The 16069-nt window shown below is 68.4% G+C and carries 13 protein-coding genes; 7 read left to right on the top strand and 6 right to left on the bottom strand.

Annotation, left to right across the window (positions count from 1 at the left end; genetic code table 11):
* The first annotated feature begins 184 nt into the window (after nucleotides 1-184).
* From ACWD5F_RS19045 to trxA, 7 genes are all read left to right on the top strand, one after another.
* Nucleotides 185-2551 (top strand): DUF6049 family protein, encoded by a 2367-nt coding sequence (locus ACWD5F_RS19045; protein WP_451255679.1) that lies wholly within the window; start codon nucleotides 185-187, stop codon nucleotides 2549-2551.
* Nucleotides 2552-2596: 45 nt separating this feature from the next.
* A complete protein-coding gene (murJ, locus tag ACWD5F_RS19040) occupies nucleotides 2597-4858 on the top strand; it encodes a murein biosynthesis integral membrane protein MurJ (protein WP_451255677.1) in 2262 nt (753 codons plus the stop codon).
* Nucleotides 4859-4996: 138 nt separating this feature from the next.
* Nucleotides 4997-6685, top strand: coding sequence for a protein kinase family protein (locus ACWD5F_RS19035; RefSeq protein WP_451255675.1), 1689 nt, complete (start codon nucleotides 4997-4999; stop codon nucleotides 6683-6685).
* Between the two features lie 27 nt (nucleotides 6686-6712).
* A complete protein-coding gene (gene sigM / locus ACWD5F_RS19030; RefSeq protein WP_451255673.1) occupies nucleotides 6713-7438 on the top strand; it encodes an RNA polymerase sigma factor SigM in 726 nt (241 codons plus the stop codon).
* The gene (locus tag ACWD5F_RS19025; RefSeq protein WP_451255671.1) at nucleotides 7435-8376 is read left to right on the top strand and encodes an anti-sigma factor family protein; all 942 of its coding nucleotides are present in this window, start codon (nucleotides 7435-7437) and stop codon (nucleotides 8374-8376) included. Before sigM ends, ACWD5F_RS19025 begins: the two co-directional genes overlap by 4 nt.
* A 183-nt stretch (nucleotides 8377-8559) precedes the next feature.
* Nucleotides 8560-9528: a thioredoxin-disulfide reductase gene (trxB, locus tag ACWD5F_RS19020; protein ID WP_451255669.1), complete on the top strand. Its 969-nt coding sequence runs from the start codon at nucleotides 8560-8562 to the stop codon at nucleotides 9526-9528.
* Between the two features lie 43 nt (nucleotides 9529-9571).
* Entirely contained in the window at nucleotides 9572-9904 is a 333-nt protein-coding gene (gene trxA, locus ACWD5F_RS19015) for a thioredoxin (RefSeq protein WP_123998972.1), read from the top strand.
* A 95-nt stretch (nucleotides 9905-9999) separates the two neighbouring features.
* Here the strand turns inward: trxA and ACWD5F_RS19010 are convergent, their stop codons facing one another.
* From ACWD5F_RS19010 to yidC, 6 genes are all read right to left on the bottom strand, one after another.
* On the bottom strand, nucleotides 10000-10617 hold the full coding sequence (locus tag ACWD5F_RS19010; RefSeq protein ID WP_401720211.1) for a GNAT family N-acetyltransferase: 618 nt from the start codon (nucleotides 10615-10617) through the stop codon (nucleotides 10000-10002).
* A 327-nt stretch (nucleotides 10618-10944) separates the two neighbouring features.
* Complete coding sequence (locus ACWD5F_RS19005; RefSeq protein WP_401720214.1) at nucleotides 10945-12042, bottom strand: ParB/RepB/Spo0J family partition protein; 1098 nt, start codon at nucleotides 12040-12042, stop codon at nucleotides 10945-10947.
* Complete coding sequence (locus ACWD5F_RS19000) at nucleotides 12039-13112, bottom strand: ParA family protein (protein ID WP_280876266.1); 1074 nt, start codon at nucleotides 13110-13112, stop codon at nucleotides 12039-12041. Before ACWD5F_RS19000 ends, ACWD5F_RS19005 begins: the two co-directional genes overlap by 4 nt.
* Nucleotides 13113-13408: 296 nt before the next feature.
* Nucleotides 13409-14125 (bottom strand): 16S rRNA (guanine(527)-N(7))-methyltransferase RsmG, encoded by a 717-nt coding sequence (gene rsmG, locus ACWD5F_RS18995; RefSeq protein ID WP_401720215.1) that lies wholly within the window; start codon nucleotides 14123-14125, stop codon nucleotides 13409-13411.
* A gap of 116 nt (nucleotides 14126-14241) precedes the next feature.
* The gene (locus tag ACWD5F_RS18990) at nucleotides 14242-14754 is read right to left on the bottom strand and encodes a Jag family protein (RefSeq protein ID WP_401720218.1); all 513 of its coding nucleotides are present in this window, start codon (nucleotides 14752-14754) and stop codon (nucleotides 14242-14244) included.
* Between the two features lie 15 nt (nucleotides 14755-14769).
* Nucleotides 14770-16068 carry a membrane protein insertase YidC gene (gene yidC, locus ACWD5F_RS18985; protein WP_401720221.1) on the bottom strand — a complete coding sequence of 433 codons (1299 nt, stop codon included), beginning with the start codon at nucleotides 16066-16068 and terminating at the stop codon, nucleotides 14770-14772.
* Nucleotide 16069: the final 1 nt, after the last annotated feature.

Raw genomic sequence — 16069 nt, 5'->3', positions numbered from 1 at the left:
GTCCACAATGAGCTTCGCCGGACATGCGCGGCGGCCGGTATTGCATACCCACACATACAGGGCACCTGCCCCAGTCTGCCGATCTTGTGGACCAGTCCGCGGCACTTCCCCTCCGCGCGCATCGTTACCATGCGTGGACGCACATTCCGACGACCACTGACGACGACTAGGGACGGGCGAACGCGTGGCCGAGGCGGCAGACTTCCCGGGGACGAGTCCCTCACCTGCCCGCCGGTGGCTGCGGCGCACCGGAGCGCTGCTCGCCGGTGCGCCTCTGCTGGCCGGTCTGTTCCAGCTGCCCGCCGCCACGCCCGCTCAGGCGGCCGATTCGGGCTCGGTGTCCGTGGCCCTGGATTCCCTCAGCCCCAGCGCCCCCACGGACGGCGACACGGTGACCGTGACCGGCACGGTGACCAACAACGGCAAGCAGGCGGTCACCGGGGCGCACGTAGGGCTTTCTCTGGGATCTCCGCTGACCACACGGTCGGCCATCGAGGACGCCGCGAAGAGCAGCACCGACACCCAGGCGGCGACCGGCTCCGAGGTCGGCGGCAAGTACGTCCAGAAGTTCTCCAAACTCACTCCCGGCGTCGCCGAGCACTTCAGCATCTCCGTGCCGGTCGACAAGCTGGACCTCGGCGACGACGGCGTCTACCCGTTCGCCGTCTCCCTGTCCGGTCAGACGTCCGCGCAGCCCTGGGACCAGGTCCTCGGCATCCAGCGGACCTTCCTGCCGTGGCAGCCCGAAGAGGCGGACACGAAGACGAAGACCACGTTCCTGTGGCCGCTGATCTCGACCGTGCACATGACGGCGGAGACGGGATCGAACGAGCAGCAGACGCCGGTCTTCCTCAACGACGACCTGGCCAAGGAGATCTCCGCCGGCGGCCGCCTGGACCAGATGCTGTCCCTGGGCAAGGACCTGGACGTCACGTGGGTGATCGATCCGGACCTGCTGGCCTCGATCGACGCCATGACGGGCAGCTACCGGATCCGGTCCGCCGACGGCACCACCACGACGGCGGGCACCCACCAGGCGGTCGCCAAGGCGTTCCTCGACGAGCTGCAGAGCGCGGTGGCGGAGAAGGACGTCGTTGCGCTTCCCTTCGCCGACCCCGACCTGGCCTCCCTCGCCCACAACGGCACGAGCGTCACCGGTTCGTTGAACCACCTCAACGAGGCGACCGACGTCGCCGCCACCACGGTGGACACGATCCTGCACGTGACGCCGAGCACCGACTTCGCGTGGCCCGTCGACGGCGCCGTCGACCCGTCGATCGTCAAGGTCGCCACCTCCGCGGGGGCCGACAAGGTGATCGCGCGCAGCGACAGCCTCCAGGAGACCGGCGGCCTGTCCTACACCCCCTCGGCGGCCCGCCCGATCGGCGGCGGCACCACGGCGGTCGTCGCGGACGCCCGGCTGTCCAAGGCGTTCCAGGGCGACCTGACGAAGGCTTCCGGTGCCACGCTCGCCGTGCAGGAGTTCCTCGCGCAGAGCCTCTCGCTCAACCTCCAGACGGACGACCAGCGCAGCATCGTCGTCGCCCCGCAGCGGATGCCGTCGGCCCGCCAGGCCCAGGCGATGGCCAGCGCGCTGACCGCTCTGCAAGGCGGCAACTGGTCCGCGTCCCAGGACCTCACGGCGGCCGCGAAGGCCAAGCCCGACCCCGGCGCCACGACGAAGGTCCCGTCGGCGTCCTCGTACCCCTCCTCTCTGCGCAAGCAGGAGCTGCCGCGGTCGGCCTTCGAGCAGATCGCGAGGACGCAGAGCAGCCTCGAGAGCTTCAAGGTGGTCCTCACCGACCAGGCCCGCGTGGTGACCCCCTTCGGGCGGGCCATGAACCGTGAGATGTCGACGTCGTGGCGGGGCCGGGCGAACGCCGCCACCAGCTTCCGCACCGGTGTGGAGGCCTACCTCTACGACATCACCGGCCAGGTCAGACTGATCGACAAGTCCGACACCAAGCTGTCAGGACGCAGCGCCACGATCCCGGTCACCGTGCAGAACAACCTGGTGCAGGGCGTGGACCACCTGATGCTGCGCCTGACGTCGACGAGCCCGACCCGCCTGCAGATCCACGGCCACGACTATTTCGAGCAGCCCATCGCGGTGTCCGGCGGGCACAGCCAGACGGTGAAGTTCACCACCTCGGCCAAGGCCAACGGCCAGGCGACGGTGATCGCCCAGCTGTACACGCAGGACGGCCAGCCGTACGGCGCCCCGGTCACCTTCGACGTCAAGGTCACCGAGTTCACGGCCACCGTGATGCTGGTCATCGGCGGCGGCTTCCTCCTGCTCGTCCTCGCCGGTTTCCGGATGTACACGCAGCGCAAGAGGGCGGCCGCCCGCGAGGCCCAGGAGGACGGCCCCGACGAGGCGGCGGATCCCGCCGACGGCCCGGAGAACCCCGAGGACCCCGAGGACCGTCTCACGGAGGAGTCCGGCACCGGCACCCGGGCAGACGACCCGGAGCAGCCGAGTGACCCGACACCGGACACCGCAGCGGAAAGCGCCGACCCGTCCGGCACGGGTGAGAGAGTGGACCGTTGAGGATGTCGTGGCCGGTGGGCCCGGGACGATGAGGTGGAGTAAGTCATGAACGCGCCGTACGACGGTGATCGCGGCCAGGGCGCGGGCAGCTCGGGTCACCCCGAGGGCCCGCCGCCCGAGCACGGCCAGGTACCGCCGCAGCCCCCCGCCGACATGTACCTCCAGGACGCCTACGACCAGGACCCCTACCGGGCCCAGGACCTCACCGCCCAGGACCCGGTCGCCGAGGCGCTCTACGACCGCGCCGCGCATCCCCCGCCGCCCCCGGGCACGTACCAGCCTCAACAGCCTCTCTACGGCCAGCCGCCCCAGTCCCCCTACGCACCCGACCCCCGTGTGTGGGCCCAGACCCCGGCGCCCGAGCCGGACGGAGCGACCCAGTACCTGCCGTACGGCGACGATCCCCGGACCACCCAGTACGTCGGCGTCGACGACCTGGTCACGCAGGCCGGCGAGGAGCGCCACGAGCCGGACGCCTTCGCGCACCTCTTCCGCGACCAGGAACAGGGCGGCGGCTTCCCCGCGTCGGGTTCCCCCGCGGTCCCGGGTCCGGCGCAAGCCCCCGGCGGGCCCGGACCGGTGCCCGCTTACCAGGCTCCGCCGCCCGTGGACGACCGGACCATGAACCTCGCCGCCGCACCTGCCGCGACCGCTCCTCCGGCCGCGAAGAAGGCCGGCGGGAAAGCCACGGGACTCCTGAAGTCCAGCGCCGTGATGGCCGCGGGCACGATGGTCTCCCGCCTCACCGGCTTCGTCCGCTCGGCGCTGATCGTCTCGGCGCTGGGTGTGGGTCTGCTCGGCGACACCTTCCAGATCGCCTACCAGTTGCCGACCATGCTCTACATCCTCACCGTCGGCGGCGGACTCAACTCCGTCTTCGTGCCCCAGCTCGTGCGGGCCATGAAGGAGGACGACGACGGCGGTGAGGCGTTCGCCAACCGGCTGCTGACTCTCGTCATGGTGGTGCTCGGCGTACTCACCGCGCTTGGTGTCTTCGCGGCGCCGCTCCTGATCCGCCTGCTGTCCGACCCGGTCGCCAGTGACCCGGTGGCCAACGAGGTGAGCGTCACCTTCGCCCGCTACTTCCTGCCCTCGATCTTCTTCATGGGCATCCATGTGGTCATGGGCCAGATCCTCAACGCGCGCGGCAAGTTCGGCGCAATGATGTGGACGCCGGTCCTGAACAACATCGTCATCATCGTGACGCTCGGCGCGTTCATCTGGGTCTACGGCACCGCGGCTCACTCCGGCATGAAGGTCGGGACGATCCCACCGGAGGGTGAGCGGCTTCTTGGCATCGGTGTGCTGCTCGGTCTCGTCGTCCAAGCGCTCGCGATGATCCCGTATCTCCGGGAGACCGGGTTCCGGATGCGGTTGCGGTTCGACTGGAAAGGCCACGGGCTCGGCAAGGCGGCGACGCTCGCCAAGTGGACGGTCCTGTTCGTCCTCGCCAACCAGGCCGGTGCGATCGTGGTGACGCAGCTGTCCACGGCGGCCGGCAAGTCCTCGCCCGTCGACGGCACCGGCTTCGCCGCCTACGCCAACGCCCAGTTGATCTGGGGTCTGCCGCAGGCGATCATCACCGTCTCCCTCATGGCCGCGCTGCTGCCGCGCATCTCCCGCTCCGCGGCCGAGGGTGACGGCGGCGCCGTACGCGACGACATCTCCCAAGGACTGCGCACCACCGCCGTGGCGATCGTGCCCATCGCCTTCGGTCTCCTCTCCCTCGGCATCCCGATGTGCACGCTGATCTTCGGCTCCTCGGGCACCAGCGAGGCCACGAACATGGGCTTCATGCTGATGGCCTTCGCTCTCGGCCTGATCCCGTACTCGGTGCAGTACGTCGTCCTGCGCGCCTTCTACGCCTACGAGGACACCCGGACGCCCTTCTACAACACGGTCATCGTTGCCGCGGTCAACGCCGGGGCCTCGGTGCTCTGTTACTACCTCCTGCCGGCCCGCTGGGCCGTGGTCGGCATGGCCGCCTCGTACGGCCTCGCCTACGCCATCGGCGTCGGGGTCGCCTGGAACCGGCTGCGCAAGCGGCTCAACGGCGACCTGGACGGCAACCGCGTCCTGCGGACGTACGCGCGGCTCTGCATCGCGTCGGTGCCCGCGGCGCTGCTCAGCGGCGCGGCCTGCTACGGGATCGGCCACACGCTCGGCCAGGGCGTCGTCGGGTCCTTCGCTGCACTGCTGGCCGGTGGGGCGGTGCTGCTCGGGATCTTCTTCGTCGCGGCCCGGCGCATGCGGATCGAGGAGTTGAACTCGCTGGTAGGCATGGTCCGTGGACGTCTGGGTCGCTGAGGCGGGGGTACGCGCACAACCATCGTCCGCCATCGTGTGTCGTGCATAGCGGCGGACTGTGGGCACAATTGGGTTCGGCGTCGGACGGCGCGCACGGAAGTCGGTCGGCGCGCGATGAGTGGGGAGGCAGGGACGACGGTGGCGGAACGGAGCACGGCTGCCGTCGACGTGGCAGACAACAGTGGCGATGAGCCGCTGACCGCCGAGGCGGACCAGTCCACGGCCGACGGCGTGGCCCAGAACCGGGAGCGGGACACGGAGAACGACGAGGCACAGGGGAGTGGCGGGACCGAGAGTCCCGAGAAGGCCTCACCGCCCGAGCTGCACAGCGGTCACAAGCTCGCCAAGCGGTATCGGCTCGAAGAGTGCGTCACCCGTCTGGACGGATTCAGCAGTTGGCGCGCCGTCGACGAGAAACTGCGCCGCGCCGTCGGCGTCCACCTCCTGCCCGCGGACCATGCGCGGGCACGTTCCGTCCTGGCCGCGGCCCGTTCGTCGGCGCTGCTGGGCGACCCACGCTTCGTCCAGGTCCTCGACGCCGTCGAGGAGGACGACCTCGTCTACGTCGTCCACGAGTGGCTGCCCGACGCGGTCGAGCTGACGTCGCTGCTCGCCCCCGGCCCGCTGGAACCGCATGACGCGTACCAGATGGTCAGTCAGATCGCCTCGGCGATGGCCGCCGCGCACCGCGAGGGTCTGGCGCATCTGCGGCTGAACCCGAACGCCGTGCTGCGCACCTCCAGCGGTCAGTGGCGTATCCGCGGCCTCGCCGTGAACGCCGCGCTGCGCGGCATCACGTCCGAGACCCCGCAGCGCACCGACACGGAGTCCGTCGGCGCCCTCCTGTACGCGGCGCTCACACAGCGCTGGCCGTACGAGGACGACGCCTACGGTCTGGCCGGGCTGCCCAAGGACGTCGGCCTGATCGCGCCCGACCAGGTGCGTGCCCATGTCCACCGGGGCCTGTCCGAGCTCTCCATGCGGGCGCTCGCCAACGACGGGGCGACCGCCTCCCGTCACGAGGCTCCGTGCACGACGCCGGAGGAACTGGTCAAGGCCGTCGGCGAGATGCCGCGCATCCGGCCACCGGAGCCCGCGTTCACGGCTCCGCCGGAGTACCAGCGCACGACGTACCAACAGGGCTCGTACGGCCGCCCCGCGCCGCACCCTGGCGCCACTCAGCAGCTGCCGACACCGCCGGCCCCACTGCAGAGCCGCACCGGCAAGGCCCTCAAGTGGGCCGTCTCGGCCCTCCTGATCGCCGCGCTCGGCCTCGGCAGCTGGCAGTTGGCTGACGCCCTCATGGACAAGGGCAACAAGTCCGACGACACGAACCAGACCCAGACGACGGACGGCAACGACAAGAACCCGCAGAAGACGGTCAGCAAGCCGATCGCCATCAGCGGTGCCCGCGACTTCGACCCGTTCGGCGACGGGTCCGAGAAGCCGGGCGACATAGGCAAGACCTACGACAACAGCCTCTCGACCTACTGGCAGACGGACTACTACAAGGGCGCCACCTTCGGGAACCTGAAACCGGGCCTCGGCATCATCCTCGATCTCGGCAAGGTCCAGCAGGTCGGCAAGGTGACGGTTACCTTCATCGGGGACACGTCCGTCGAACTGCGCGCCGCATCCAGTGACGCGAGTTCGGAGCCGACGTCCTTCGACTCCTACGAGAAGGTCGCCGGCGGTTCGGGTACGAGCGTCACCCTCAAGCCGAACGAGTCCCTCAAGTCCCGCTACCTGTTGGTCTGGTTGACCAAGCTGCCGCTCACGGACGACGGCAACCGCGGCCGGGTGGCGGACATCAAGGTGACCAGCTGAGGCTGACGGCAAGGCAGAGGGGGTCAGATGGCGGAAGGCGCCGGATACGCGGGAGCGAGTGACCAGGAGTTGCTCGCCCGCCACGTGGAGGGCGACCCCGACGCCTTCGGTGAGCTCGTGCGGCGGCATCGTGATCGGCTCTGGGCTGTCGCCCTGCGGACGCTGGGCGACCGCGAGGAGGCCGCTGACGCCGTGCAGGACGCCCTCGTCTCCGCCTACCGGGCCGCCCACACCTTCCGCGGCCAGTCGGCCGTCACGACGTGGCTGCACCGGATCACCGTGAACGCCTGTCTCGACCGGGCCCGCAAGGCTGCCTCCCGCAAGACCTCTCCCGTCGACGACAACGAACGGCTCGAGCAGCTCCTGGAACCGCACGAGTCGGCAGAGGCGCCGGCCGAGCGCAACGACCTGCACCGCCAGCTCCTCAAAGCCCTCGGCACACTGCCGCCCGACCAGCGCGCGGCCCTCGTCCTGGTGGACATGCAGGGATACCCCGTCGCCGAAGCCGCCCGCGTGCTCGACGTCCCCACCGGGACAGTGAAGAGCCGCTGCGCGCGGGGCAGAGCCAGACTGCTCCCCCTCCTCACTCACCTGCGGTCGGAAAACGCGGGTGACGGAAAGGAAGGGGGCCAGGGGCGGAACCGGACGCAGGGGACATCCGTCCCACCCGCAGCGGGACCGCCAAGCACCGGTCCACGCGATACAGGGCCAAGCGATCCAGCTGCAGTGAAGGGCGGAGGTGGGCGAGCGTGACATCCACGACGGACATGGCCGGGCACCCGGACGTCGCCGAGATCTCCGACCTCACCGAAGGACTGCTCCCGCCGTCCCGGAGCGCCGACGTACGACGGCATCTGGACGGGTGCGAACTCTGCACGGACGTGTACGCCTCCCTGGAGGAGATCCGGGGACTGCTCGGCACGGTGCCAGTGGCACAGCGCATGCCCGACGATGTCGCGGAACGGATCGACGCGGCCCTCGCGGCCGAGGCGCTGCTCGACGCATCGGCGCCCGATCACACGGACATCCCTGCCACCCCTGTGCTCGTGGGTGCGTCTTCGTCCCTGTCCACCCAGGGCGACAGCGACAGCGCACATGTTTCACGTGAAACATCGGCAACGGCTGACCGGCCGGCGGGTCACGCCCGAGTCAGGACTACTGGGCCGGGTCGCAAGGACCGGAAGCCGGCCGCGCGTCGACGGGTCGCCGTCCTCGGCAGTGTCTTCGCGGTCGCCGCTCTCGGGCTCGGTGGTGTCCTGGTCGCCACGCACAACGACGGCAAGCCCTCCGACACGGAGGCGGGCCGGCCCACTGCTGCGGACACCTTCTCCGAGGGCGGGCTTCAGAAGCAGGTGGCCGATCTCCTCGGCAAGAACGACCGCTCAGGAAGCAGCTCCGGCACCAACCACAGCTTCGGGATCGCGGGAGATCCCAGCGCCGACACCGTCTCTCCCAAGATCTTCAACGTGCCCGACGTTCCCGCGTGCATCCAGAGGGGCATCGGCCGGTCCGACGCGGCCCTCGCCACGAAGCAAGGCACCTACAAGGGGACTCCCGTCCTGCTGGTCGTCCTGACCGACGCTTCCGACAGCGCCAAGGTGACCGCGTACGTCATGGACGCGACCTGCGCGACCAAGGCTCCGTCCACCCAGGCGAAGGTCCTGCTGACGAAGTCCTACGCCCAGCCCTGACCGCCCGCGTTTCGTCTGCGTGCTCCGTGGTGTTCTCCGCCGCGTCCCCGCACACTGTGTTCGCCCCCGTGTGCCCGGACACAGCGGGAATGCACGCCCCTTAGGATCCGTTGGGTGGGGTGAGAGTTCTGAAAGGAGCTCCCACCGGTCTGACGATGCAGTCCAGAGACGAGGAATCCAGTCGTGAGCGACGTCCGTAACGTGATCATCATCGGCTCCGGGCCCGCCGGCTACACGGCGGCGCTCTACACCGCGCGCGCGTCGTTGAAGCCGCTGGTCTTCGAGGGCGCCGTCACCGCCGGCGGTGCGCTGATGAACACCACCGACGTGGAGAACTTCCCCGGGTTCCGGGACGGCATCATGGGCCCGGACCTCATGGACAACATGCGCGCCCAGGCCGAGCGTTTCGGCGCCGAGCTCGTTCCGGACGACATCGTCTCCGTCGACCTGACCGGCGACATCAAGACCGTCACCGACACCGCGGGCGTCGTCCACAAGGCGAAGGCCGTCATCGTCACCACGGGCTCCCAGCACCGCAAGCTCGGTCTGCCCAAGGAGGACGTGCTCTCCGGACGCGGAGTCTCCTGGTGTGCCACCTGTGACGGGTTCTTCTTCAAGGACCAGGACATCGCCGTGATCGGCGGCGGTGACACCGCGATGGAGGAGGCCACCTTCCTCTCCCGCTTCGCCAAGTCCGTGACGATCGTCCACCGCCGGGACACCCTGCGCGCCTCTAAGGCGATGCAGGATCGCGCCTTCGCCGACCCGAAGATCAAGTTCGTCTGGGACAGCGAGGTCGCGGAGATTCAGGGCGACCAGAAGCTCGCGGGTCTGAAGCTGCGCAACCTCAAGACCGGTGAGCTCTCCGACCTGGCGGTCACGGGCCTCTTCATCGCGATCGGCCACGACCCGCGCACCGAGCTCTTCAAGGGTCAGCTGGACCTGGACGAGGAGGGCTACCTCAAGGTGGACGCCCCCTCGACCCAGACCAACCTGACCGGTGTCTTCGGCGCCGGCGACGTCGTCGACCACACCTACCGGCAGGCGATCACCGCGGCCGGCACCGGCTGCTCGTCCGCCCTCGACGCCGAGCGTTTCCTCGCCGCACTGGCGGACGAGGAGAACGCCGAGCCCGAGAAGACCGCTGTCTGACCTCCATCCCGCCCCACCGCACCAACCAGTTAAGGAGCCCGCCGTGGCCGGCACCCTGAAGCACGTGACCGACGATTCCTTCGAGCAGGACGTCCTCAAGAGCGACAAGCCCGTCCTCGTGGACTTCTGGGCCGCCTGGTGCGGTCCGTGCCGCCAGATCGCTCCGTCCCTCGAGGCGATCGCCGCCGAGTACGGCGACAAGATCGAGATCGTCAAGCTGAACATCGACGAGAACCCGGGTACGGCCGCCAAGTACGGCGTCATGTCGATCCCGACGCTGAACGTCTACCAGAACGGCGAGGTCGCCAAGACCATCGTCGGTGCGAAGCCGAAGGCCGCGATCGTCCGCGACCTCGAGGACTTCATCGCTGAGTGATGTTTCACGTGAAACACGAATGGGCCGACCCGTCCGGGTCGGCCCATTCGTGTTCGTGGAGCCCCTTTGAGCCCTCGTGTGCGGCCCACTCGCTGCTAGAGCGGACGCAGCACCGGCTCCTTCTGTACGGCCCCCAGCAGCCGGTCCAACGCCATCTCGACGTCCTCCTTCCAGGAGAGCGTCGTTCGTAGTTCCAGCCGCAACCGCGGATAAGTGGGGTGCTGGCGAACGGTCTTGAAGCCGACGGCCAACAAGTGGTCGGCGGGCAGCACACAGCCGGGCTCTTTCCAGCGCGCGTCACCGAAGGCCTCGATCGCCTTGAAGCCTCGGCGCAGCACATCTTTGGCGACCGTCTGGACCATCACGCGGCCCAGCCCCTGTCCCTGGTAGCCCGGCATGATGAAGCCGGTCATCAGCTGGACGGCGTCCGGCGACACCGGGCTCGTGGGGAATGCCGTCGCTCGCGGCACATAAGCGGGAGGAGCGTAGAGCACGAAGCCCGCCGGCACGTCGTCGACGTAGACGACCCGGCCGCAGGATCCCCAGTCCAGCAGGACTGCCGAGATCCACCCTTCCTTCTCCAGAGCGGGCGTGCCCCCTCTTACCGCGGCTTCTCCGCTGACGGGGTCCAACTCCCAGAAGACACACGACCTGCACCGCTTGGGAAGGTCCGGGAGGTTGTCCAGCGTGAGCGGTACGAGCCGGCGCCCCATGAAGGCTGTTCCTCGCTTCCTTCGCCCGCGGCGCCGCGGGCGGCCGTCAGAGCGCTGTGTTCCCTGAGCAGGCTGCCGACGAAGCCGCCGACCGCGCCCAGTCCCAGGGCTGCGCCCACCAGTCCGGTCCGGCTCATCGTTCGCATGGCCCTGCCTCCCCAAGAGGTGCTGCCAGGTGGATGTGCCATACCCGAACGCATCGTATCGACGATGCGATTCCATCGATACTGCCTGAAAGCAAAGAGCGGGCCGTGTTCCGGTGCACACCGGACACGGCCCGCTCCGGTGGCCGATCGGGCGAAAGTGCCCGGCCGACCACGGAGGAACTCAGTCCTCGGTCTCCTCGGAGTCGCCGTCCATAAGGCTCTTCTGCAGGACCGGTCCCTCGCCCGGGGCGAGGGAGCTGAGGATCCGCTCAAGGTCCTCCATCGAAGCGAACTCGACAGTGATCTTGCCCTTCTTCTGACCCAGGTCGACCTTCACCCGGGTCTCGAAGCGGTCCGAGAGACGCCCCGCGAGATCGGTGAGCGCCGGGGAAACGAGGGCACCGGCCCGCGGTCCCTTGGAGCGCTGAGCCGACTGCGGACGTGACCCCATGAGGGTCACGATCTCCTCGACCGCCCGTACCGAGAGGCCCTCGGCCACGATGCGGTGAGCCAGCCGGTCCTGCTCCTCCGAGTCGTCCACGGAGAGCAGTGCCCGTGCGTGGCCCGCCGAGAGGACTCCTGCCGCGACCCGGCGCTGAACGGCCGGCGACAGCTTCAGCAGACGCAGGGTGTTGGAGACCTGCGGACGAGACCGACCGATGCGATCCGCCAGCTGGTCGTGCGTGCAGTTGAAGTCCTTCAGCAACTGGTCGTAGGCGGCGGCCTCTTCCAGCGGGTTCAGCTGTGCGCGGTGCAGGTTCTCCAGGAGGGCATCCAGGAGAAGCTTCTCGTCGTCCGTGGCCCGCACGATCGCCGGGATCGCTTCGAGCCCCGCCTCACGGCAGGCCCGCCAACGCCGCTCACCCATGATGAGCTCGTAGTGGGTCGGACCCGTCTGCCGTACGACGACCGGCTGGAGGAGGCCGACCTCCTTGATGGAGGTGACAAGTTCCTGCAGCGCGTCCTCGTCGAAGACCTCACGCGGCTGACGCGGGTTCGCCGTGATGGAGTCGATGGGGAGTTCCGCGAAGTGGGCACCGATGGGAGGTGCCGGCGTCTCCACACCGTTGAGGAACGGCTCCTCGGTTTCATGTGAAACAGGCGGCAGCGATGCCACCTTCGCCGCGGCCACACCACGGTCGGTCGTCAGCAGCGGCACCGACGTCGGCGACGCGGAACCGCTGCCTCCCACCGCGGCGGGGGCCGGCGTCTTCTCCGTCGGGGCAGCGGGGATCAGTGCGCCGAGACCACGGCCCAAACCCCTCCGTCGCTCACTCACTGAATGCCCTCCACCATGCTCGGGTTGCTCTGGGCACCGATGTGGGCCTGCGTCGGGTCATAGCTGACGCCGACACCCTTCAGAGCGAGTTCTCGTGCCGCCTCAAGATAAGACAGGGCACCGCTGGACCCCGGATCGTACGTCAGTACCGTCTGCCCGTAGCTCGGTGCCTCGGAGATCCGGACCGAACGGGGAATGCTCGTCCTCAACACCTCGTCACCGAAGTGGCTGCGCACCTCGTCGGCGACCTGGGACGCGAGACGCGTCCGGCCGTCGTACATGGTGAGCAGGATCGTCGATACATGCAGATTGGGGTTGAGGTGACCCCGCACCAGGTCGACGTTGCGCAGCAGTTGACCCAGTCCCTCCAGCGCGTAGTACTCGCACTGGATCGGGATGAGGACCTCCGCACCGGCCACCAGGGCGTTGACCGTCAACAGGCCGAGCGAGGGCGGGCAGTCGATGAGGATGTAGTCGAGTGGCTGCTCGTAGGCCTGGATGGCCCGCTGCAGTCTGCTCTCCCGGGCCACCAGCGACACCAGCTCGATCTCCGCACCGGCGAGATCGATCGTGGCGGGGGCACAGAAGAGACCCTCGACGTCAGGTACAGGCTGAACGACTTCCGCCAGCGGCCTGCTCTCGACCAGGACGTCATAGATAGACGGGACTTCGGCGTGATGGTCGATCCCCAGCGCAGTGGATGCGTTGCCCTGAGGGTCGAGGTCGATCACCAGGACACGGCCACCGTGCAGAGCAAGGGAAGCGGCAAGATTGACGGTCGTCGTCGTCTTGCCCACGCCACCCTTCTGGTTGGCGACCACCATGACGCGTGTCTGCTCGGGGCGGGGCAGCCCCTCGCCGGCACGGCCAAGAGCCTCTACAGCCAATTGGGCAGCACGACCGATCGGAGTGTCGTCCATCGGAGGCGGTGTTTCACGTGAAACATCCTCCCCCATCGACTCGGTACGGGGACCGGGGACCGGATCGGTCATCGGTCCCGCGATGTTGGCGTCGGACCGCAAGGATTCACTCTCCTCGACTTCAGGCTCGCAATGAACAGAGCCTCCCATGTCTTCGGGGTCGTGAACCAGTGAGGCCTGGTGTTCTGTGGAGAAATCCACCTCTGTGGACAACTCCGTGCCCCTGAAGGGGGACGGAGCGTCATCCGAAGCGTCTTCTCTCAGCGAACCTAGGGGTTTTCGGTCGCGCGGTTCCGCGGCGCGGCCCCGGCTGATGATGCCGTGCAACAAGGAGCGACGTTTCACGTGAAACACGATGCACAGCAGTGGTGACCCAAACTGTCGCGACACTCCGGCATGCGTAGGTTTGACAGCTTGTGTGGAGTACGTCTCGTCGTCAGGACGGATCAGCGACGGCGACGAACCCGTCCGGTCCGGGCCGCCTTCGCCTTCTTGGCCGCGAAACGCACACCACCGGGGCTCTCCCCGACCTCGACCCGGACCACCGTGGACAGCGGATCCACTACGCCGTCGCCCACATGGAGGATCGACGTCTCCACCGCACCGAGCTTGCTCAGCGCCGTGGCGGCCGCCTTCAGCTCCTCCTCGGCGGTGTCTCCCTTGAGGGCGAGCATCTCTCCGTACGGGCGAAGGAGCGGGATCCCCCAGGCGGCCAGCCGGTCCAGCGGTGCCACGGCCCGGGCCGTCACCACGTGCACGGGCGGCAGCTTCCCCATGACCTCCTCGGCCCGGCCACGCATGACCGTCACATGATCCAGGCCCAGCAGCTCGACGACCTCGGTGAGGAAGTTCGTCCGGCGCAGCAGGGGCTCCAGCAGCGTGATCTTCAGATCCGGCCGGACCAGCGCCAGGGGAATGCCCGGCAGGCCTGCCCCGGAGCCGACATCGCACACGGTCACGTTCTCGGGCACCACCTCCGAGAGGACCGCACAGTTCAACAGGTGCCGCTCCCACAGCCGGGGCACCTCACGCGGACCGATCAGGCCGCGCTGCACGCCCGCCTCGGCGAGCAGCTCCGCATACCGGACCGCATCCGAGAACCGATCGCCGAACACCTCACGCGCCTGCTCGGGCGCAGGGGGGAGTTCCGCTGCCTCCGTCACGGGGACCGTCCTTCCGTACCGCATCAGCGCACCGGGCGCCGACCACCAGAGCTATCAGGCTGACAAACTTCGGCCCCGTCTGCGCTACAGACGGGGCCGGAGGAACGTAGGACCGATCAGGCGGGAAGCACGACGACGAAGCGCTGTGGCTCCTCGCCCTCGGACTCGCTGCGCAGGCCCGCGGCCTTGACCGCGTCGTGCACGACCTTGCGCTCGAACGGTGTCATCGGGTCGAGCTTCACCGGCTCGCCGGTGTTCTTCACGTCGGAGGCGGCCTTGGCGCCCAGCTCGGAGAGCTCGGCGCGCTTCTTGGCGCGGTAGCCGGCGACGTCCAGCATCAGGCGGCTGCGGTCCCCGGTCTCCCGGTGTACGGCGAGGCGTGTGAGCTCCTGGAGCGCCTCCAGCACCTCACCGTCACGGCCGACCAGCTTGTTCAGGTCTCGGCCACCCGAGTCGCTGATGATCGAGACAGCGGCGCGGTCGGCCTCGACGTCCATGTCGATGTCGCCGTCGAGGTCGGCGATGTCCAGCAGACCCTCGAGGTAGTCCGCCGCGATCTCACCCTCCTGCTCCAGGCGGGACAGGGTGTCTACACCCTCGGCGGGAGCGGAGGTGGTGCCTTCCGTCACGGGATGGGCTCCTTCTTACTTCTTGGAGGGGGACTTGGGGCGCTGCGGACCGCCCTTGCGCTGCCCGGACTGGGCCTTGCTGCGACCGCTCGCACCGGACTTCGGAGCGGGCTTGTCCGCAGGCTTGTCCGCAGGCTTGGCGTCCTGTGGCTCGTCGGACTTCTCCAGCGACGTCGACGGCGTCGAGGAGGCGGAGGCGGTGGACTCGCCGGCCACCCTGGGGCCGCCCTGGCGCTGGGCCTTCGACTGACGCTTGGGCTGCTGGCGCTTGGGAGCACCGCCGGCGGTGGGCGTGCCGTCCTCGGTCAGCGTGGTGACCTCGGCCTCGCCCTTCGCCACGGTGCCGTCCGCCTGGGCCGCGAGACCCGCCTTGTTCAGCGCGTTGATGAACTTGCGCTCGAACTCGTTGCGGTCCCTGCCCTTGGCGACGATCGCCTTGACGATGGTCTTCTCGCTCCGCCTGCGGGTCCTGCCGTGGTGCGTGACGTGCTTGGTCAGGCGCTCCAGGTAGGCGGCCTGGGCCTTGGAACCCGGCGTCGGGTTGTTGCGGATGACGTACATCTGCTGGCCCATGGTCCACACGTTGGTGGTCAGCCAGTAGACGAGGACACCGACGGGGAAGTTGATGCCGAAGATGGCGAACATGACGGGGAAGACGTACATCAGCATCTTCTGCTGCTGCATGAACGGCGTCTTCACCGTGGTGTCGACGTTCTTCGTCATCAGCTGGCGCTGCGTGTAGAACTGCGACGCCGACATCATCACGATCATGATCGCGGTGACGACGCGGACGTCGGTCAGCGTGGCACCGAGCTGGCCGACCTTGTCGGCGCTGTCGGTGAACTTCGCCGCCAGCGGGGCACCGAAGATGTGCGCCTTACGCGCGCTGGCGAGCAGCGGGTCGTTGATGACACCGATCGTCTTGCCCGTCGCGATGCCGTTGAGCACGTGGTACAGCGCGAAGAAGAACGGGGACTGCGCCAGGATCGGAAGGCACGAGGAGAGCGGGTTGGTGCCCGTCTCCTTGTACAGCTTCATCATCTCTTCGGACTGGCGCTGCTTGTCGTTCTTGTAGCGCTCCTGGATCTTCTTCATCTCGGGCTGCAGCGTCTGCATGGCCCGGGTCGCCTTGATCTGCTTCACGAAGAGCGGGATCAGGCAGATGCGGATCAGGATCACGAGAGACACGATCGACAGGCCCCAGGCCCAGCCCGTATCGGGACCGAAGATCTTCCCGTAGACGGAGTGGAACTGGACGATGACCCAGGAAACGGGTGTCGTGATGAAGCTGAAAAGACTGGCAATCGTGTCCACT

The sequence above is a fragment of the Streptomyces sp. NPDC002499 genome (genome assembly GCF_053595415.1).
Note: the sequence above shows the minus strand (reverse complement) of the source record. Positions and strands in the feature narration are given on the sequence as shown.